At 36.2% G+C, this 19,264-nt stretch carries 21 protein-coding genes; 19 read left to right on the top strand and 2 right to left on the bottom strand.

Features of this window, described 5'->3' with window-relative positions:
* The first annotated feature begins 246 nt into the window (after nucleotides 1-246).
* Nucleotides 247-609, top strand: coding sequence for a winged helix-turn-helix transcriptional regulator (locus HPY74_13665; protein NSW91696.1), 363 nt, complete (start codon nucleotides 247-249; stop codon nucleotides 607-609).
* Between the two features lie 53 nt (nucleotides 610-662).
* Nucleotides 663-1,124 carry a PspC domain-containing protein gene (locus HPY74_13660; GenBank protein ID NSW91695.1) on the top strand — a complete coding sequence of 154 codons (462 nt, stop codon included), beginning with the start codon at nucleotides 663-665 and terminating at the stop codon, nucleotides 1,122-1,124.
* A 121-nt stretch (nucleotides 1,125-1,245) separates the two neighbouring features.
* Here the strand turns inward: HPY74_13660 and HPY74_13655 are convergent, their stop codons facing one another.
* Nucleotides 1,246-1,818, bottom strand: coding sequence for a DUF5317 domain-containing protein (locus HPY74_13655; protein NSW91694.1), 573 nt, complete (start codon nucleotides 1,816-1,818; stop codon nucleotides 1,246-1,248).
* An 18-nt stretch (nucleotides 1,819-1,836) separates the two neighbouring features.
* Complete coding sequence (locus tag HPY74_13650) at nucleotides 1,837-3,150, bottom strand: HD-GYP domain-containing protein (GenBank protein ID NSW91693.1); 1,314 nt, start codon at nucleotides 3,148-3,150, stop codon at nucleotides 1,837-1,839.
* Nucleotides 3,151-3,927: 777 nt separating this feature from the next.
* On the opposite strand from HPY74_13650, the gene HPY74_13645 reads away from it, so the two are divergent.
* From HPY74_13645 to spoVAE, 17 genes are all read left to right on the top strand, one after another.
* Nucleotides 3,928-4,080, top strand: a complete 153-nt coding sequence (locus HPY74_13645) for a hypothetical protein (GenBank protein ID NSW91692.1) — start codon at nucleotides 3,928-3,930, stop codon at nucleotides 4,078-4,080.
* A 522-nt stretch (nucleotides 4,081-4,602) separates the two neighbouring features.
* Nucleotides 4,603-5,643: an ATP-grasp domain-containing protein gene (locus HPY74_13640; GenBank protein ID NSW91691.1), complete on the top strand. Its 1,041-nt coding sequence runs from the start codon at nucleotides 4,603-4,605 to the stop codon at nucleotides 5,641-5,643.
* Between the two features lie 13 nt (nucleotides 5,644-5,656).
* The gene (gene ablA / locus HPY74_13635) at nucleotides 5,657-6,769 is read left to right on the top strand and encodes a lysine 2,3-aminomutase (protein NSW91690.1); all 1,113 of its coding nucleotides are present in this window, start codon (nucleotides 5,657-5,659) and stop codon (nucleotides 6,767-6,769) included.
* A gap of 73 nt (nucleotides 6,770-6,842) precedes the next feature.
* Complete coding sequence (locus tag HPY74_13630) at nucleotides 6,843-7,688, top strand: sulfide/dihydroorotate dehydrogenase-like FAD/NAD-binding protein (protein ID NSW91689.1); 846 nt, start codon at nucleotides 6,843-6,845, stop codon at nucleotides 7,686-7,688.
* Nucleotides 7,681-9,078 carry an NADPH-dependent glutamate synthase gene (gene gltA, locus HPY74_13625; protein ID NSW91688.1) on the top strand — a complete coding sequence of 466 codons (1,398 nt, stop codon included), beginning with the start codon at nucleotides 7,681-7,683 and terminating at the stop codon, nucleotides 9,076-9,078. The genes HPY74_13630 and gltA overlap by 8 nt, the downstream gene beginning before the upstream one ends.
* A 95-nt stretch (nucleotides 9,079-9,173) precedes the next feature.
* Nucleotides 9,174-10,130: an HPr kinase/phosphorylase gene (locus HPY74_13620; GenBank protein ID NSW91687.1), complete on the top strand. Its 957-nt coding sequence runs from the start codon at nucleotides 9,174-9,176 to the stop codon at nucleotides 10,128-10,130.
* 48 nt (nucleotides 10,131-10,178) lie between these two features.
* Complete coding sequence (gene murB / locus HPY74_13615) at nucleotides 10,179-11,093, top strand: UDP-N-acetylmuramate dehydrogenase (GenBank protein ID NSW91686.1); 915 nt, start codon at nucleotides 10,179-10,181, stop codon at nucleotides 11,091-11,093.
* Nucleotides 11,094-11,130: 37 nt separating this feature from the next.
* Complete coding sequence (gene rapZ / locus HPY74_13610; protein NSW91685.1) at nucleotides 11,131-12,000, top strand: RNase adapter RapZ; 870 nt, start codon at nucleotides 11,131-11,133, stop codon at nucleotides 11,998-12,000.
* Between the two features lie 46 nt (nucleotides 12,001-12,046).
* Nucleotides 12,047-14,017, top strand: a complete 1,971-nt coding sequence (locus HPY74_13605) for a glycogen debranching enzyme N-terminal domain-containing protein (GenBank protein NSW91684.1) — start codon at nucleotides 12,047-12,049, stop codon at nucleotides 14,015-14,017.
* A gap of 3 nt (nucleotides 14,018-14,020) precedes the next feature.
* Entirely contained in the window at nucleotides 14,021-15,001 is a 981-nt protein-coding gene (gene whiA / locus HPY74_13600; GenBank protein NSW91683.1) for a DNA-binding protein WhiA, read from the top strand.
* Nucleotides 15,002-15,132: 131 nt separating this feature from the next.
* On the top strand, nucleotides 15,133-15,477 hold the full coding sequence (gene spoIIAA / locus HPY74_13595) for an anti-sigma F factor antagonist (GenBank protein ID NSW91682.1): 345 nt from the start codon (nucleotides 15,133-15,135) through the stop codon (nucleotides 15,475-15,477).
* A gap of 3 nt (nucleotides 15,478-15,480) precedes the next feature.
* Entirely contained in the window at nucleotides 15,481-15,915 is a 435-nt protein-coding gene (locus HPY74_13590) for an anti-sigma F factor (GenBank protein NSW91681.1), read from the top strand.
* Between the two features lie 38 nt (nucleotides 15,916-15,953).
* Nucleotides 15,954-16,703 (top strand): RNA polymerase sporulation sigma factor SigF, encoded by a 750-nt coding sequence (sigF, locus tag HPY74_13585; GenBank protein ID NSW91680.1) that lies wholly within the window; start codon nucleotides 15,954-15,956, stop codon nucleotides 16,701-16,703.
* A 121-nt stretch (nucleotides 16,704-16,824) separates the two neighbouring features.
* Complete coding sequence (locus HPY74_13580) at nucleotides 16,825-17,001, top strand: hypothetical protein (GenBank protein NSW91679.1); 177 nt, start codon at nucleotides 16,825-16,827, stop codon at nucleotides 16,999-17,001.
* A 16-nt stretch (nucleotides 17,002-17,017) separates the two neighbouring features.
* The gene (gene spoVAC / locus HPY74_13575) at nucleotides 17,018-17,461 is read left to right on the top strand and encodes a stage V sporulation protein AC (protein ID NSW91678.1); all 444 of its coding nucleotides are present in this window, start codon (nucleotides 17,018-17,020) and stop codon (nucleotides 17,459-17,461) included.
* An 84-nt stretch (nucleotides 17,462-17,545) separates the two neighbouring features.
* Nucleotides 17,546-18,556 carry a stage V sporulation protein AD gene (gene spoVAD / locus HPY74_13570; GenBank protein NSW91677.1) on the top strand — a complete coding sequence of 337 codons (1,011 nt, stop codon included), beginning with the start codon at nucleotides 17,546-17,548 and terminating at the stop codon, nucleotides 18,554-18,556.
* A gap of 30 nt (nucleotides 18,557-18,586) precedes the next feature.
* A complete protein-coding gene (gene spoVAE, locus HPY74_13565; protein ID NSW91676.1) occupies nucleotides 18,587-18,949 on the top strand; it encodes a stage V sporulation protein AE in 363 nt (120 codons plus the stop codon).
* The last annotated feature ends 315 nt before the right edge of the window (nucleotides 18,950-19,264 follow it).

Raw genomic sequence — 19,264 nt, 5'->3', positions numbered from 1 at the left:
TACAGGCATGTCTTCATTTGTGACAATGAAAGTTTTATTTTTTAAAACTGATAAACGTCATATGGAATAATCTGGGTACTATGAATGATTTAGGGTAAAAAGTTTGAGTTTTTATGAATAGGTCCTGCATCAACTACATTAATACATTGACATACCTGGTTTCCGACAATATAATATAATTGTATCAAGTAAATCGTTATAATTATTTTGAATTTTGTATAATAATTTTGCGGAGAGATTTTTAAGATGGTTGATAGCTGTGATGACAGATGTGAATCTGTAGAAGTGCATAAGGATAAAATTGATGTTGTAAAGGCTTATATGATAAAAGAAGGGGATGCAGTAAAACTTTCCGAAGTGTTTAAAGTTTTAGGAGATCCAACTAGAATAAAAATACTATATGTCCTTTCAAAGCACGAAATGTGTGTTTGTGATATTGCTGAAATACTTGATATGACACAGTCAGCCATATCGCACCAATTAAGAGTTTTAAGGGCGATGAGACTTGTTAAATTTAGAAAAGAGGGCAAGTCAATTTTTTATTCTCTTGATGATGACCACATTTTACAGCTTTTTAACCAGGGCATGGAGCATATACGGCATAATTGATAAAGATATAGGCAAAAGTAAAGGGTAGCTATTTTTAAAGGGGAGGCTTTTTTATGCAAAAACAATTATACCGTTCAAGGAAAAATAAAATGATTTCGGGGGTCTGCGGAGGAATTGCAGAATACTTTAATATTGACCCTGCAATTGTCAGGCTTGGCTGGGTACTTATAAGCTTTACTTATGGTATAGGTATATTAGCCTATATTATTGCAATAATAATAGTCCCTGAAGAAAAGGATGTTACTGATGGGAATTTAGACAATTCAAATTTTCAAAATAATGACTATCATAATAATGGTAATCAAGCTACATCAAATGAAGATAAGAAAAACAATAAACCAGTATCAGTATTTGACCCTGAGAAAGGCAGGTTTATTGTAGGAGCGGGACTTGTTTTTTTGGGTATCTTCCTTCTTACCAGGGATTATTTCGGTTGGTTCTATAACAGGTATTTCTGGCCTCTATTATTTATATTTGTTGGTCTGTTAATTATATATAAGAGTAGGGGGAAGTAGCTATGAATAAAAGAAGCTACAATGTGCTTACAATGTGAATATGTTGGGAGTTGGAAAGAGTTCAATATTAGATTAAATTAAAACCGTAAAAACCGGTCAGAAGAGATTCAAAAGAATAGCCCTATTTTGTATCGGCAAGGTTTGTACTTGCAGGTTTCATGCCGAGTATAAGGTATACGCACACACCGACAGCTATAAGTACATCACCAATGCTAAAAACATTTGAGAACGGCATCCATGAAGGAATATAGAAAATGTCACCCAACCAGGGAAGCAAGGTATCTTCAGTTATTGTCTGGGAATTATTTGTGGTGGATCCCTGGCGTAATATTTCAGCCTGTTTCCCGATAGATGTTTTTTCAAGGCTTTCTATAGAGGCAGGCATATGTCCACCATTTAAAAAAATTACAGTTGCGTTGAGTATTATTCCTATGCCAATTAACATTATCCCCGGTACTTTTCTGTTGATAAACACAAAAGAAAGAATTAGAATATAAGATATTCCATAAAGTATTACCATAGTAGTCTTTTCAAATTGAAAACCTGTAATATTGGAAAATATCAGAATTTGTATTAAAAATCCGGATATAGCAAGCCAAATATGCTTTAAGGGCTTTTGAACAATAAATTTCACTTTTCCTCCCACTAGATAACCTATTATTATACCAAGAATTACTGCATAAAGAATAAACATTTGACTATTTCCTCCTTCTCAAATATTTTGCAAATTTTTTACGGCTTCTTTAGAATTTTCATTATACCCATAATCCCTTTTCAATACTTCGATAAAAGCTTCAACAATAACAGGATCAAATTGGATACCTGAATATTTCTTAAGTTCTTCTACAGCAATCCATTGAGGCAAAGCATTACGGTAAAGGCGGTCTGAAGTCATTGCGTCATAACTGTCTGCAACTGCAATAATACGTGCTCCTAAAGGTATGGCCATTCGGGATATACCTTCCGGATATCCTTTACCATCTATGCGCTCGTGGTGGTAAAGAACATACTTTGCTCCATTTTGGTAAGGCTTTAGATTCTTGAGCAAGCGATGTGCTACTACAGGATGTTTCTTGAGTATATCATATTCTTTTTCTGTTAGTTTTCCGGGTTTTCTAAGTATAGAATCTTCTACTGCTATTTTTCCTACGTCATGTACACGACCGGCAGTTTCTATTTCGTTTACTACATCTGAAGGAAGGTTAAGTTCTTGAGCGATTTTACGTGAGTATTCTGCAACACGCAATGAATGGGAATAAGTATATTTATCACGTTCGTCAACAATATCAGCGACAACATTAAGGGTTTCAACTGTTTGTATATGTAAGCTATGATACCAGCGCAATGTCTGATTAGCCATTATAAGAGATGGAACCAGAATTAGGATAGTGTAAGGTCTCTGTTCATTGTAAAGAAGGGAGGCTGCGATGCTGATTGGTGTATTACTAAAATAGAAGGCAGCAATACTTTTATAATCATTGAAAAAAATATCTATGAATCTATTATCAGAAAACAAGGTGATAACTACAGAAACAAAAAATGTGTTTAGTAAATAATATACCAAAACTGCAATCAATGTGGCAGGTAAATCTCTTATGATGTCAAGATTAATGTTACCCTGAGATAACTTAAGGGAATGAAAAACAAGGCTTGTTAACAATAGGGAAATACTATATTGACCGATATTGAACAAAACCTTATGCCATGGTTTTCTTGAAATAATTTCGACAATTAAAGTTGCAATTATTACAATCCATACTGCCTCCCAGGTATCCAGAAGAATTACCATAGCCATCTGGACTGCAAAAGATAATGATATATCCATTTCAATGTAAAATATGCTTCTGAAGGGTCTCAAATCTGCAGCTATCTCAAGCAAAAGCCAAAACAATATATAAGGCCATCTGTTAAAACTAATACGAGGTGTAGCAACTACAATTAATGGAGCTGCACTGAAAGCAATCAGGTAAACATATACATACCTGAACCTAAGAATATAATCCCGTTGTCTATTAATTTTTCGCATAGTCTAAACTCCTGTAGTAAAATAAAATATTAATTACCGTATAGTGGTAGCCTATTAAAAGTTTAATTTTAACAATACTAAGTATAATAATTCGATGTATAAATACAAAATCCTTCTTGATAATTAAAAATAAAGCAAATTTAATGATGATTTTATTTGCGTTCTGCACCAGAATCAAGTTTTGGGAGTGAAATTGATAAAATTGTATATTAATGACAGAAAATAATCCTGTTTGAAGAAGCAAAAAATAGCCTCAAAAAGGCTATTTTTTATAATTATGTAACATAGAAATTGTAAGTAATTGGGAATTAATTCCTAAAGCTCAAAATTTTAAGTTTGGGCAGATAATGTTTTTAGACTTGTCAGCAATGCCTGCAACTTGAAACCTCATTGAAACCTTGCTATTAGCGCCATTTAATTGCAGCAACTCCTGTTAATATAAGAGCTATGATACCTGCCAATTGCATAATAATCGGAACAATTTTACCCCATTTCTTCATAGTTATTTTCCCCCTTTTTTATTAAATATTGAAAAAAATATATAAAATGTTAAAAATAATAACAAAGTATTAATATAACTAAATTGTAACATAAAAAGTAATTAATGTCAAGCAAAAAATAAAAAATTTTTTTATTTTTTTTTCAATATTTAATATACCCATTATCTATCATAAATATTTACTTATCAAGAAGATTATTTTTGCGTAACAAAATAGCAGCATTTTGAATAATATGATATAGAAAATGTTTCTAAATTTAACGGGGAGGTATAAGTCAGTGGGGAAAAATAAAAGTTTTCTAAGTAATATTTTGGGAAATGACACGGTACTATGGTTTATAATTTTATTTTTGCTTATATTTTGGTGCTGTGGTTATTTTGGAACAGGATACAGCCGTGAAGAAGATGGTATTGGCTTAACTCTGGATTAACCAATGAAGTTTCAAAGTTCTCATTGTTAACTTTATAGGGCCTGTACATAATGAACATATTATTATTACTTGTTTTTTGATGCTTTATTTTTCAGGTTTAAATTCTTATTTTTCAAATGAAACAGGCCCTATCATGTTTGTTTTAAGTGTTTTTATTAAACTTAAAGGACAAGCCTGTTTTGCATAGTTTACATAAATCTTCAAAACTAATAAAAAAGACAATAAATTTCAATATAAAACAATATGTAATCATAATCCGTTAAATCTGTTTAAAACATAAATAAATGATGTAAAACAATGAATTTTAACTATTTATTTTATTACTGTTTTTGTTATAATTGTAAAGAAGTATTTATAGCTCAATTCAATGAAAACCAACTCCCGGATACATAGCAGTTTCATGAAGATAAAGCAGTTTTCTCTATCTTCCGGCTGTTGATAATTATAGAATTGAACTTTAATTACTGAAATATTTAATAATAATTTATATGTCCGGTAATTAAAAACTGCGTGTGTAGGAGGATGATTAATTTGGAGTTAGAATCAACAGACCCTTTACCCGGCGGTCACCGCTATACAGTAGGGTTGACCTATAATTTGAAAAAAGGCATTAAATCCAATATCGAAGATATTGAGGCTGAGTTTGACAGCATTGAGACAGTAAATGCAATAAAGGAAGCATTGGAGAGACTAAACTGCACGGTTGAACTTCTGGAAGCTGATACTGGCATTATAAGCCGATTAGTTCAAATGAAACCGGATATTGTTTTTAATATTGCAGAAGGATTGGATGGAAGAGGCAGAGAAGCACACATACCTGCCCTTTTGAATTTTCTGCATATTCCCTTCACAGGTTCTGATGAAACCACCTTATGTATTGCTCTTGACAAGGCATTAACAAAAAGAATCTTAACTACTTTTGGGGTTAAAACTCCAAAATATCAGCTTATTAAACACCCATCCGAATTTATCAAAAAACTGAATTTCCCTTTAATAGTAAAGCCTAATGCAGAAGGTTCCAGCAAGGGAATTTCGGATTTTGCCATAGTTAATAATAATGATGAATTAAAAGGGTTGATTGAGAAGAACTATGAAATGTATAAGCAGCCAATGCTGGTTGAGGAGTATATAAAGGGTAGGGAGTTTACTGTCGGCATTATTGGTAATGGTGACGAGACAATAGTTTTTCCTCCTATGGAGATAAAATATAAGAAAAAGGAGGAAAAATACAATATATACAGCTACACTGTAAAGAAGAATTACAAGGAGTACGTTGAATATATCTGTCCGCCACAGTTAGGAAAGAAAATTGAGGAGAAAATGGTGAGGACGGCAAAAAAAATTTATGAATCTCTCTCATGCAGGGATTTTTCCAGGATCGATTTCAGATTATCCTTGGAGGGAGAGGTATACTTTCTTGAAATTAATCCTTTACCGGGGCTTGCACCAGGATATAGCGATTTCCCTATGATAGGTGAATTTAACGGAATAGATTATGGGACATTGATTAAAATGGTATTGAACAGTGCTCTCAAAAGGTATGGTATGAAGCCCATAAACTGATGGAGGGATGGATATGCGGGATTATAAAACTGTTGACATATGGAAAGATGTTGATACTGAAGAGTGGAATGACTGGAAATGGCAGATAAAGAACAGAATTGTATCAGTTGAACAGTTAAGCAAGGTTATTAGAATTTCCAGGCAGGAACAGCGGGAAATTAATCTTTGCCTGGAGAGGTTTAGGATGGCAATAACGCCTTATTATGCTATGCTTATTGACCCGGATGACGTTAATTGCCCTGTAAGGCTCCAGGCGATACCATCTGTAAAAGAGTTGGTTGTCCAGGAGAGTGATATGGCTGACCCCCTTGGTGAAGAAATTTATTCTCCTGTAGAAAATATTGTTCACAGGTATCCTGACAGGGTACTGTTTTTGCTTACTCATAAATGCTCTATGTATTGCAGGCATTGTACCAGGAGGAGAATGGTTGGAGAAGAAGATTTTTCTATTAGTGAAAAAATCTTGGAAAAAGCTATTGAGTATATCAAGAACAATCGTCAAATAAGGGATGTGCTTTTATCCGGGGGTGACCCTCTTATTATGGCAGATACCTGGTTGGAGCATATAATACAGAGGTTAAGGGAAATACCTCACGTGGAAATAATAAGAATAGGTACACGTACACCTGTTGTACTTCCCATGAGGATTACCGACAACCTTGTAAACATGTTGAAAAAATACCATCCTATATGGATAAATACCCACTTTAACCACCCTAAAGAAGTCACTGATGCTGCAGTAAAAGCATGCGAAAAAATCGTTGATGCAGGTATACCTCTTGGTAACCAAAGTGTCCTTCTAAAGAGTGTAAATGATAAGGCAGAGATTTTGAAGGAGTTGTTCTTGAAATTAGTAAAGGCCAGAGTAAGACCTTATTATCTTTACCAATGCGATATTGCCCAGGGTATAGGGCATTTCAGGACAAAAGTTGAAACAGGTATTGAAATAATGCAAAACCTAAGAGGTTATATTTCAGGCTATGCAGTTCCCACCTTTGTTATTGATGCGCCAAACGGAGGAGGTAAAATACCGATCAATCCGGAGTATGTAATTTCTATGGAGGACGGCAATGTAATAATGAGAAATTACCGCGGCGAAATATACTGCTACCCCAACGTAGGATAAAACATAATGTTGACGAAAGGGATTATTAAATATAAAATTAATTAGAGTATAACCCGAAGAAGGGGGTAGCCCAATGTATAAAATAGTTAGGAAGAAAGTTTTAAACCCTTTCGTTAAACTAATGGAGGTGGAGGCTCCATATATTGCAAAAAAAGCTCAGGTGGGGCAATTTATTATTCTAAGAATCAATGAAAATGGTGAAAGAATTCCTTTGACCATTGCCGACTTTGATCGAGAGAAAGGCACTGTAACCATTATATTCCAGGAAGTCGGTAAAACTACAAGATTGCTGGGTACACTAAATGAGGGAGAAGCAATTCTTGATTTTGTCGGCCCACTTGGCATACCAACCCATTATGGTGATGTCAAAAAAGTTGCCGTGGTAGGAGGAGGGTTGGGAAGTGCTATTGCCTATCCCCAGGCTAAAAAGCTTTTTAGTATGGGGGCCCAAGTTGATGTGATTATGGGTTTTAGGAATAAAGATTTGATCATACTTGAAAAAGAAATGGAGGAAGTAAGCAACAGGCTTTTTATTACTACCGACGATGGTTCAAACGGCAATAAAGGGTTTGTTTCCGACGTTTTAAAGAAACTTATTGAAGAGGGTAATAAGTATGACTTAGTCATTGCTATTGGCCCCTTAATAATGATGAAGGTTGTAAGCGGAATTACAAAAGAATATGGCATAAAGACGATAGTAAGCATGAACCCTATTATGGTGGACGGCACAGGCATGTGTGGCGGATGTCGTGTTACGGTTGGGGGGAAAACGAAGTTTGCATGTGTGGATGGCCCCGACTTTGACGGGCATGAAGTGGATTTTGATGAAGCAATAAGAAGGCAGCAAATGTATAAAGAAGAAGAAAAGAAAGCTTTGGAACAACATACTTGCAGGTTGGAGGGAATAAAGAATGCCTAACATGTCTTTAAAAAAAGTAAAAATGCCGGAACAGGATCCGTATATAAGGAATAAGAATTTTCTTGAAGTAGCGCTTGGGTATACTGAAGAAATGGCAATAGAAGAGGCACAAAGGTGCCTTAATTGTAAACACAGACCCTGTATGGAGGGTTGTCCTGTAAATGTTAAAATACCTGAATTTATTTCGCTTGTAGCAGAAAGGAAATTTGAAGAAGCATACCAAAAAATAAGAGAAACAAATAGTTTACCTGCTATTTGCGGTAGGGTGTGTCCCCAGGAAACCCAGTGTGAGAAATATTGTATCCGGGGCAAAAAGGGAGAACCTGTAGCGATAGGAAGGCTTGAAAGGTTTGTTGCTGATTGGCATATGAGCAATGGAAAAACCGAAGAGATAAAGATCGAAAAGAAAGACAAGAAAGTGGCGGTAATTGGGTCCGGCCCGGCAGGTTTAACTTGCGCAGGCGATTTAGCAAAAATGGGATATGACGTAACTATTTTTGAAGCATTTCATACGCCTGGCGGAGTTTTAGTGTATGGAATACCGGAATTCAGGCTTCCTAAAGCTTTGGTACAGAAAGAAATTGATACAATAAAACAACTAGGCATTGAAATAAAAACAAATATGGTTATCGGCAAGGTATTAACCTTGGATGAACTTAAAAATGAGGGTTATGAAGCAGTTTTTATTGGAACAGGTGCAGGCTTGCCCAGTTTTATGGGGATACCGGGAGAAAACCTGAATGGAGTTTATTCAGCCAATGAGTTCCTTACAAGGATCAACCTGATGAAGGCATATAAGTTCCCTGAATGTGATACTCCTGTAAAGGTAGGAAAAAATGTAGCTGTTGTAGGTGGCGGTAATGTTGCCATGGATGCTGCCAGAAGTGCAAAGCGGCTTGAAGCTGAGAAGGTATACATTGTTTATAGGAGATCGGAAGCTGAGATGCCTGCTCGTCTGGAAGAAGTTCACCATGCGAGAGAAGAAGGGATTATATTTAAACTCCTTACAAATCCTACAAGGATTATAGGCACTGAAGACGGATGGGTAAAGGGCATGGAATGTATTGAAATGGAATTAGGGGAGCCTGACAGCTCAGGAAGAAGAAGACCTGTGCCAAAACCGGGATCAGAGCATATAGTGGATGTGGATACAGTTATTATTGCTATAGGACAAACTCCTAACCCATTAATAAAATCAACCACTCCAGGATTGGATACCCATAAGTGGGGTGGAATTATAGTTGATGAAGAAACAGGAGCAACAAGCCTTGATGGGATTTATGCAGGAGGAGATGCAGTAACGGGTGCTGCGACCGTGATACTTGCCATGGGGGCCGGTAAAAAAGCCGCCGCTGCAATAGATGAATATTTAAGTAGAAAAGGTAAGTGATTAAAATTACCCGCCATTAAAATGACGGGTATTATAAGGGGTAGAAATATTCAACTATCCGCCACTAATGTAGTGTGAACTGGGGGTATTCGGCTATGAGAGAGGAGTATTCGGTTACATTAAAGGAAGTAATAGACGATTTCCAGCTTGAAACAATAAATGGTCATAGTATAATTGATGATATTGTAATAACCACATCTGATATAAACAGGCCAGGCCTTCAGCTTACCGGGTATATGGAAAACTTCGGAAATGACCGCATTCAAATAGTGGGAATGGTTGAAACAAGTTTCCTGAAAACCATGTTGCCTGAAGAAAGGTACAAAAGGCTGGACGCCTATTTTAAATTGGGGTTTCCTTGTCTTGTTGTAACAAGGGGATTGGAAATTTTTGATGAGATGCTGCAGGTTTCATCTAAATACCAAATTCCAATACTGAGGACTAAAGACATAACATCCAATTTTGTAAGCGGACTTATAAAATATTTAAATGTGCAGCTAGCTCCGAGAATAATCAAACATGGCGTTATGGTTGAAGTATACGGGGAAGGGATACTCATACTGGGTGAAAGCGGTGTAGGTAAAAGTGAAACTGCAATGGAACTAGTAAAGAGAGGACACAGGCTTATTGCAGATGATGTTGTTGAAATTAGAAGGGTGTCTAATACTACGTTACTTGGTACTGCTCCCGACATCATAAGGCATTTTGTAGAAATAAGAGGAATAGGAATACTGGACGTGAAGAACCTATATGGAATGGGAGCCGTAAAAGTCCAGGAGACTGTAAACCTCGTTATTCATTTGGAACTATGGGATAAAAATAAAAGCTATGATAGATTAGGCCTTGAAGAAGACTATACGGATATATTAGGGATAATGGTTCCTTCATTGACAATACCTGTAAGGCCTGGACGAAACCTGGCAATAATTGTAGAGCTGGCAGCAATGAATAACAGGCAGAAAAGTATGGGATATAATGCTGCGAAGGTCTTGAACGAGAGAATTAATGCAAGGATGATGAGAGAAATCAACAGGAGAAAAAATGATGCATAATATACATTATAGTGGTTAATGTGAAGTTGCATAAAGGAGCTGAAATTTTTGGCCGATAAAAATTTTGTAAGAATTATAGAAGGTATTGTTGGAAAAGATAATATTAAAATAAATGAGCCTATGAAAAACCATACTTCATTTAAGGTGGGAGGGCCTGCAGACATACTTGTCACCCCTGAAAACATCTCCATGCTGGATAAAGTATTGAATTTATGCAAAAAAGAAGGGGTACCGTATTTTATTATGGGCAACGGTACCAACTTAGTAGTTAGGGATAAAGGAATAAGGGGAGTTGTTATAAAAACAGGAGAAAAACTAAATAAATATTCTATTCATGATAATGTTATAGAAGCAGAAGCGGGAATACTTCTTTCCGAGCTTTCTTTAATAGCCCTGGAAAATGCATTATCAGGTTTGGAGTTTGCTTCAGGCATACCGGGTACCTTGGGCGGGGCTGTTACAATGAATGCCGGTGCTTATGGAGGAGAAATGAAGGATGTGGTAATAAAAACACAGTACATAAGCCCTGATGGTAAAATAAAAACACTGGAGGGGGAGCAACACCGGTTCGGATACAGAACAAGCTTTATACAAAAAGATGGGGGTATAGTTCTCAAATCCTGGTTAAAACTTTATAAAGACGATAAGGCAAAGATACGAGAGCAGATTGAATGCTTGACGGCTAAAAGAAAAAAAACCCAACCTCTTGATATGCCCAGTGCAGGGAGTATTTTCAAGAGACCTCAAGGGTATTACACTGCACCTCTTATAGAAGAGTGCGGACTGAAAGGGTATAGTATCGGCGGGGCACAGGTTTCAATGAAGCATTGCGGTTTTATTGTAAATACCGGTGGAGCTACTGCTCAGGATGTAATTAGTGTTATAAAATATATTCAAAATACTATAAAAAACAAATATGGATTGGAATTGGAGACAGAAGTAAAAATTGTCGGTGAGGAATAATGGAATAGGACATAAGATAAATTTTTGGGAGGTACAAATGGAATTCTTAGTAATAACAGGAATATCCGGAGCGGGAAAGAGCCTGGTTGCAAAATATATGGAGGATTTGGGATACTTTTGCGTTGATAATTTACCTCCGGCACTTATCCCTAAGTTTGCAGAAATAGTCTCCCGCAGCGGTGGTAAAATAAATAAAATAGCCCTTGTTATTGACGTAAGAGGACGAGAGCTTCTCAATGATTTTTTCCCCAGCCTTGAAGCTCTTAAAGATTTGGGATTTAATTATAAAATATTGTTTCTTGAGGCTTCAAACAATGTCCTTGTCAAAAGATACAAAGAAACCAGGAGAAGCCATCCCCTGGCCCATTCTGGGAGAGTAATAGACGGAATAAATGAAGAAAGACAAATACTTCAAGAAATAAAAAAGAGTGCGGACCATGTAATAGATACATCGAATCTTTCACCGGCCCAGTTAAAAGAAGAAATTAATAATATATTTTTAAAAGGCAAAGAATTCAAAGGTATGATAATCAGCATTATCTCCTTTGGATTCAAATATGGTATTCCTATAGATTGTGATTTGGTTTTTGACGTAAGGTTCATATCCAATCCTTACTACATTCCATCTATGAGGAAACTTACCGGTAAAAACGAAGCAGTAAAGGATTATGTTTTGAATAATGAATTGACTGTAGTTTTCTTTGAAAAGCTTATAGATTTGCTGGACTTTTTAATACCCAACTATATAAAAGAAGGAAAATCACAACTGGTAATAGGTATAGGATGTACCGGCGGAAGGCACAGGTCTGTGGCCATTGGAGAATTGCTTTACCAGACGCTTTCCGATAAGCAGTATAGTGTAATAATTGACCACAGGGATATTGAAAGAGATAAAGGCAAAAAATAAGAGCGTTGACTTAAAATAAAGCAAGAAATGAAACGAGGTACTTGGTATGCAGCTTGGAAAAGAAAACTGGAGGACTTTTGAGAGAGGAATAGAGAAGGAGTGGTTGTTGGCAAACGGGATTGGAGGATATGCATCTTCGACCGTTATAGGAGCAAATACAAGAAGGTACCACGGCCTGCTTGTAGCTTCTCTTAATCCTCCTGTCGAGAGGCACCTTATACTTTCAAAAATTGATGAAACAATAATGATAGGTAATGAATCTTATAACTTGTATTCTTTTAGAACTCCTGATTATACAATGGAAGGTTTTAAATACCAGCAGCGGTTTATAAACGACCCTTTACCGGTTTTTATCTATAATGTTGAGGATGTCTTTATAGAGAAAAAGGTGACAATGGTTTATGGGGAGAATACTGTTGCCATAGTATACCGTATAATTAATGGGAGTAGGGGCTTAAAATTAAGGCTTACTCCATTAGTAAATTTCAGGAATTACCACCACAATTCTAATAAAAGCCATATGATTTTTAAAAAGTCCAAAATACCAAGGGGGGTTGTAATAAATCCTTACAATCTGGCGGGAATTAATATTACAATTACTTGTAGCGAGGCTGATTTTACCTTGAAGGATGACTGCTGGTTTATTAATATGTATTATCCTGCTGAACAGGAAAGAGGCTTGTATCCTTTGGAAGACCACTTTATTCCCGGGTATTTTGATGTTGAGGTAGGCCCTGATGAAGAAAAACGTGTAACTATTGTTGCTACCTTGGAAAACGAGATAAAGGAAAGAGATGGCCTTGTCTTAATTAAAAAAGAAAAAGAAAGGATAAAAGCTCTATTAGATACAGCGGGTTATAAGGATGATTTTGCCCAAAAACTTACCATAGCAGCTGATAAGTTTATTGTTTATAGAAAATCCACCGGCTCAAAAACAATTATTGCAGGATATCCCTGGTTTACCGACTGGGGAAGGGATACAATGATAGCCTTGCCGGGTATTACACTGGTTACAAAGAGGTTTGATGATGCAAGACAAATATTGTATACATTTTCCCAATATGTAAAGGATGGACTTCTTCCAAATATGTTTTCCGACACAGGCCACTCTCCTGCATATAATACTGTAGATGCTTCCTTATGGTATTTTGAGGCAGTAAGCAAGTATACTGATTACACAAAAGATTATTTATTTATAAGGGAGCATATTTATAAAACACTAAAAGAAATTATACATGCGTATATGAATGGGACTCAATTTCACATTAAAATGGAAAAAGATTTTTTAATATCCGCCGGAGACCTGTCTACCCAGTTAACCTGGATGGATGCAAAGGCCAGCGGCCTGGCTGTTACTCCAAGGCATGGTAAGGCAGTAGAGATAAACGCCTTATGGTATAATGCCTTAAAAGTTATTTCGGCTCTGGCAGACAGATTCGGAGAGGATGGAGCTTGTTACAATAAAATAGCAGAAAAAGTTAAGGCAAATTTTGAAAAATCATTCTGGAATGAGGAAGGACAGTGCCTTTATGATGTAATAGGAAAGGATTTTAAAGACAGCAGAGTACGTCCAAACCAAATACTGGCGGTAAGTATCACTAATGCTGTAATAGAAGGGGAAAAGGCCGAAAAAATTGTCCGGAGGGTATTAAAAGAACTGTATACAGACTTTGGAATACGGAGCCTTTCACCAAAAGAGGATGGATATAAGGGCACATATACAGGAGACCAGTATAATAGGGATAGTGCATATCACCAGGGCACTTCCTGGGCATGGCTGTCAGGACATTTTATAACTGCTTTTGTAAAGGTTTATGGGAAAAGGGGGTTACCTGCAGAAAAGGTTCGAATGTTTATAGAACCTTTTAAGGACCATATGAAAGATGGGTGTATAGGGACAATTTCCGAAATATTTGACGGAGACCGGCCTTATTTTCCACGCGGTTGTATAGCTCAGGCTTGGAGCGTTGGAGAAGTATTTCGTGCGTATGTGGAGGATATTTTAGAGGGGGTGTAGGGTTTGTCATTTTCTTCTTTAGTTAAAAATGAGCTTTGTAGAATAAATATAAAGGAAGAATGTTGCCTTAAAGCTGAATTGGCAGCAGTTGTTGCAATAGGTGGGATAATAAGTTTTACAGATAATAGCATGGATATTACAATAATTACTGAAAATGCAGCTTTTGCAAGGAGAACATATTTATTATTTAAGGAATTATTAGGTTTTTCTGTTGAAGTAAAATGCAGGAAAGGTAAAAAACTGAAAAAACATACTTCTTATATACTTACAATAGCTGACCCTAATAACGCAAATAAGGTTATTAAGGATTTAAATATACAGTTAAATATGGATGAAAGGCGGAATTTCCCCACTATAGTACAGGATGTGAAAAAAATTATTACAAATTCCTGCTGCAAAAGGTCTTACTTGAGAGGTGCATTTCTGGCAGGAGGGTCTATCAGTGACCCTGAAAAAACTTACCACATTGAATTGACAACCAGGTTTCCCTTACTGGCTTATGAGTTGAAAGAGATGATTAGCGATTATAATTTAAACGCTAAAATTATAAAGAGGAAGGGTTATTATGTTATTTATCTTAAAGAAGGAGACCATATAGTTGATTTCTTGAATATAATTGGAGCTCATTCAGCTTTACTGAATATGGAAAATATCCGAATACTTAAAGACATGAGAAATAATGTAAATAGGATAGTGAACTGTGAAACGGCAAATCTTGAAAAAACAGTAAACGCTTCGGTAAGGCAAATTCAGAATATTGAATACATTAGAGATTATATAGGTTTTGATAAACTACCGAAGAACCTTAGGGAAATAGCTGAATTAAGATTGCAATATAGTGATGCGAGCCTAAAGGAACTTGGGGAAATGCTTGAGCCCCCTTTAGGTAAATCGGGAGTAAACCATAGGCTCCGCAGGCTGGAAAAAATAGCAAAAGACGGCATGGATTTAAAAAAAGAGCAAAAGTCAAGCAAGAGAGCCTGACTTTTGTCGTTTAGTGGCGACAATATTTCAATATTCAACAAAAGTTTTCATTTTTTTATGAAGGAATTTCAAAAGGAAAAGAGAATATCTTATTAACAATAATAACCAAAATAGCCAAAGGAGGATATACGTTGGAGATAAAATTATCTAACAGAGGTAATACACTTATTGTGAGGCTTTACGGTGAGTTAGATGACCATACTGCAGAATATGCAAAACAGAAAATTGAAAATGAAATAATAAAACCTACCACAAAAAATATAGTTTTCGATTTTTCAAACTTAACTTTTATGGACAGTTCGGGTATTGGAGTAATAATGGGCCGTTATAAAAATATTGTAAAAATAAACGGCAAAGTCGCAATTGCCTGCTCTAACCCGCAAGTTATCCGTTTATTGGATATTTCCGGAATATCTAGTATAATTCCTATATATTCTGAGGTAGATAGTGCTGTTAAAATGATTAGGGGGGAGTAGTAAATGAAACCAATAAATGAAATGACATTAATATTTCCAAGCAAATCGAGTAATGAATCTTTTGCAAGGATTGTGGCGGCAGCTTTTGCATCCCAACTTGACCCTACTGTAGAAGAATTGGCTGATGTTAAGACCGCTGTATCTGAAGCAGTAACTAATGCTATAATCCATGGATATGAAAATGAAACCGGGGAAATAAGAATGAATTGTAAACTTTATCCTGATTCTATAGAAATAGCTATTACAGATGAAGGAAAAGGCATTGAAAATGTCGATTTGGCAAGGCAGCCTTTATATACATCCAAACCGGAAATGGAACGTTCAGGAATGGGATTTACTGTTATGGAAACTTTTATGGATAAAGTCGAAGTTATAACAGAAGTGGGTAAAGGTACTACGGTAGTTATGTTTAAAACATTTAAGTCCCTAATGAAATAAAAGATTATTGAAAGTTTAATGAAACAAATGAAAGGTTTATGATGGAAATGAGTAGTTTTTCCGATATTAATACTATTGAATTGATAGAAAAGGCAAAGAACGGAGACAAAGAAGCCCAGTCAATAATGGTTGAGAAGAATATTGGCCTTGTGTGGAGTATTGTGAAAAGGTTTCAAAACAGAGGTTATGAACCGGAAGATCTTTTCCAGATTGGGTGTATAGGTTTAATGAAAGCCATAAATAAGTTTGACAGCTCTTTTAATGTTAAATTCTCTACTTATGCCGTACCAATGATTATTGGAGAAGTTAAACGGTTTATAAGGGATGACGGACTTATAAAAGTAAGCCGTTCATTAAAAGAAACTTCAAATAAGGTAAAAATTACGAAAGAAATTATGCTCAAAGAATTGGGGCGGGAACCTTCAGTGGCAGAAATAGCGGGACGCCTTGATATAACTCCTGAAGAAATCGCAATGGCGCTTGAGGCTACTTATACACCTGAATATTTATATAATAATGTTTCTGAAGGAGATAATTCTCCCATAATGCTTATTGATAGAGTAGATAGCGAAGCCTATCCCAGCGAATCTGAACTTATCGATAAAATAACGTTGATGCAAATATTGGATACTTTGGAACCTAGAGAAAAACAAATTATTGTACTGAGGTACTTTAAAGAGAAAACCCAAGCACAAATTGCCAAGATGTTAGGTATTTCCCAGGTACAAGTCTCAAGATTGGAAAAAAAGATATTAAAGGAATTAAGAAAAAAAATCATGTCAAAATGAATTCCAAGTAAATCTCCTGTTATTTCAATTGCAAAAATGTAACAATTACATGTTGAATATTGTCTTTATAATTTTCTCATACTATTTGATGTATGAAAATTAGTGATAGGAGTGTATTTTTATGATTGAAATACTTCAAAAATATAGGACAATGCTTATAGTATTAGGATTTGCAGCGTTAATTGCCGCTATCATATTATTAATTGCTTTGACCAATAAAAAGACTGAAAAAATACCCTTAAGGGGTGTATTTGTAAACAAAGTACGGTTAGTCGGAACAAAGGAGGTAGTAGTTTAAAAGTATGAATAAAAAAATGGTAAAGGATTTTACCCATAAAGAATATCGTGAGTATGTTGAAAGAAAGTCGCCTAAATCGAAAATTTTGAGGAATACAATAAGAGCATTTATTGTCGGTGGGCTGATATGTATAATAGGGCAGTTTATTAATAATTTTTTTAGTGCAAGGGGCATGGATAAGGATACTGTCGGTAGCATTACATCAATTATAATGATTTTTCTTGGTGTTCTGTTTACCGGCTTAAATATATATGATGATTTGGGTAAGTTTGCCGGAGCAGGTTCAATTGTGCCTATAACAGGATTTGCCAACTCCATAGTTTCTCCTGCAATGGAATTTAAAAGTGAAGGATATGTTATGGGAGTAGGTGCAAAAATGTTTGTTGTTGCGGGACCCGTGCTTGTATATGGGATTTCTGCATCCATTATCGCAGGTATAATATATTATTTGTTAAAATAAGTACAGTACTAATACTGCATTTTGAAAGGTATTTAAAAGGAAACTCAAGAAGGTATTTAGTAAAATGGATAAAGAGGTGATTTGATGGCTGATAAGAGATTGGGAAAACAGACTGTTAAGTTTAAAACCCCTCCCGCTGTTATATCCACTGCATCAATTGTGGGTCCGAAAGAAGGCGATGGCCCATTAAGACATACCTTTGATTTAGTTATAGATGATGAAATGTGGGGTGAAAAAACCTGGGAAAAAGCTGAAAGCAAAATTGTACGAGAAACCTGGTCAAGGATATTAGAAAAGGCTGGTAAAGCGCCGGAAGATGTAAATTATGTTATCGCGGGAGACCTATTAAATCAGTGCACTGCGACCACTTTCGGCTTAAGAGGGTCCAGTGCTCCTTATTTAGGAATATATGGGGCCTGTTCAACCATGTGCGAATCTTTAAGTATTGGTGCCATGCTTATTGATGGAGGTTTTGCCGACAATGTAGTATGCATAACTTCTAGCCATTTTTGTTCTGCCGAAAAACAATTCAGATTCCCTCTGGAACTGGGGACGCAAAGGCCTCCAACCGCTCAATGGACGGTTTTGGGCTGTGGCGGGGCACTAATTTCAAACCAGGGTCCCGGTCCACATATTACCTATGTTACAACAGGCAAAATAGTAGATATGGGAGTAAAAGACGCCAATAACATGGGAGGTGCTATGGCGCCTGCAGCTGCTGATACTATAGTAAATCATTTCAAAGATACAGGGCTTACACCTGATTATTATGATTTAATTTTAACAGGGGATTTGGGAATTGTAGGTAAAGCTATTTGTGAAGAAATGGTAAATGAACAGGGGTTTAATATAAGTGAGAAGCTTAATGATTGCGGATTGCTGATATTCGATAGAAAAAAACAGGATGTACATGCCGGAGCAAGCGGTTGTGCTTGTTCTGCCGCTGTATTTGCAGGATACATTTACCAGGAAATGCTTGGAGGAAACCTGAAAAAGTTGTTGCTTGTAGCAACAGGGGCATTATTAAGCCCTACAAGCACGCAGCAGGGAGAAACAATTCCGTCAATAGCCCATGCGGTTACTATTGAATCATAAAAAAACGTAACTTGTTTAGGAGATGATATAATGGTATTAAAATATTTATATGCATTTTTAGTGGGAGGTACTATTTGTGCTATTGGACAGATACTTATTGATAAAACAAAATTGACATCGGCAAAAATACTGGTGCTGTTTGTTACAGCCGGTGCAGTACTGGGAGCCCTTGGTATATATCAGAAAATAGTTGATTTTGGGGGAGCAGGGGCAACAATCCCTCTTACTGGTTTTGGACATACTTTAACAAAGGGTGCATTTAGGGATGTTGACCAGTACGGGATACTGGGAGCATTTACAGGTGGAGTAAGGGCAGCAGCTGCGGGGATTGCAGCAGCGGTATTCTTTGGTTATTTAGCTTCTGTCGCATCAAAACCCAAAGCGAAAAGGTGATATCATCTTGTTTGTATATTTTTATGTATGAATGTCTGGATTCCTTGAAATCCGGGCATGCGATGATGCAATATCCTGTCTTAAACATCGCTTTTCGCACCATCCGTGGTGCTTTAAACCCGGATTTCTTCGTCATCTCGACCGTTGCCGCAGTAAGCTCACTTGAAGAAAATGCGTCCAATTGAAGGGGGCGCATTTTATTTTTATGAAGAAAATGCTTCCAGTAACTAAATGCTCCAAGTCTTAAGAGCCTGTAAATTCACTTCGGGGCAAATCAAACTCGCAAAATAATTTGAATAGAATTTAATAATATTT

It is taken from the genome of Bacillota bacterium, assembly GCA_013314855.1.
Lineage (GTDB): Bacteria > Bacillota > Clostridia > Acetivibrionales > DUMC01 > Ch48.
This window is presented reverse-complemented; position numbering and strand designations above follow the sequence as displayed.

Excerpts from the sequence above, each read along its gene's own strand:
- spoVAE (NSW91676.1), top strand. The coding sequence starts at position 18,587 with ATGGTATTAAAATATTTATATGCATTTTTAGTGGGAGGTACTATTTGT.
- HPY74_13640 (NSW91691.1), top strand. The coding sequence starts at position 4,603 with ATGATTAATTTGGAGTTAGAATCAACAGACCCTTTACCCGGCGGTCAC.
- HPY74_13665 (NSW91696.1), top strand. The coding sequence starts at position 247 with ATGGTTGATAGCTGTGATGACAGATGTGAATCTGTAGAAGTGCATAAG.
- HPY74_13660 (NSW91695.1), top strand. The coding sequence starts at position 663 with ATGCAAAAACAATTATACCGTTCAAGGAAAAATAAAATGATTTCGGGG.
- spoVAC (NSW91678.1), top strand. The coding sequence starts at position 17,018 with ATGGTAAAGGATTTTACCCATAAAGAATATCGTGAGTATGTTGAAAGA.
- HPY74_13580 (NSW91679.1), top strand. The coding sequence starts at position 16,825 with ATGATTGAAATACTTCAAAAATATAGGACAATGCTTATAGTATTAGGA.
- sigF (NSW91680.1), top strand. The coding sequence starts at position 15,954 with ATGATGGAAATGAGTAGTTTTTCCGATATTAATACTATTGAATTGATA.
- HPY74_13655 (NSW91694.1), bottom strand. The coding sequence starts at position 1,818 with ATGTTTATTCTTTATGCAGTAATTCTTGGTATAATAATAGGTTATCTA.
- gltA (NSW91688.1), top strand. The coding sequence starts at position 7,681 with ATGCCTAACATGTCTTTAAAAAAAGTAAAAATGCCGGAACAGGATCCG.
- HPY74_13605 (NSW91684.1), top strand. The coding sequence starts at position 12,047 with ATGCAGCTTGGAAAAGAAAACTGGAGGACTTTTGAGAGAGGAATAGAG.
- ablA (NSW91690.1), top strand. The coding sequence starts at position 5,657 with ATGCGGGATTATAAAACTGTTGACATATGGAAAGATGTTGATACTGAA.
- spoVAD (NSW91677.1), top strand. The coding sequence starts at position 17,546 with ATGGCTGATAAGAGATTGGGAAAACAGACTGTTAAGTTTAAAACCCCT.
- HPY74_13630 (NSW91689.1), top strand. The coding sequence starts at position 6,843 with ATGTATAAAATAGTTAGGAAGAAAGTTTTAAACCCTTTCGTTAAACTA.
- rapZ (NSW91685.1), top strand. The coding sequence starts at position 11,131 with ATGGAATTCTTAGTAATAACAGGAATATCCGGAGCGGGAAAGAGCCTG.
- HPY74_13590 (NSW91681.1), top strand. The coding sequence starts at position 15,481 with ATGAAACCAATAAATGAAATGACATTAATATTTCCAAGCAAATCGAGT.
- HPY74_13620 (NSW91687.1), top strand. The coding sequence starts at position 9,174 with ATGAGAGAGGAGTATTCGGTTACATTAAAGGAAGTAATAGACGATTTC.
- HPY74_13650 (NSW91693.1), bottom strand. The coding sequence starts at position 3,150 with ATGCGAAAAATTAATAGACAACGGGATTATATTCTTAGGTTCAGGTAT.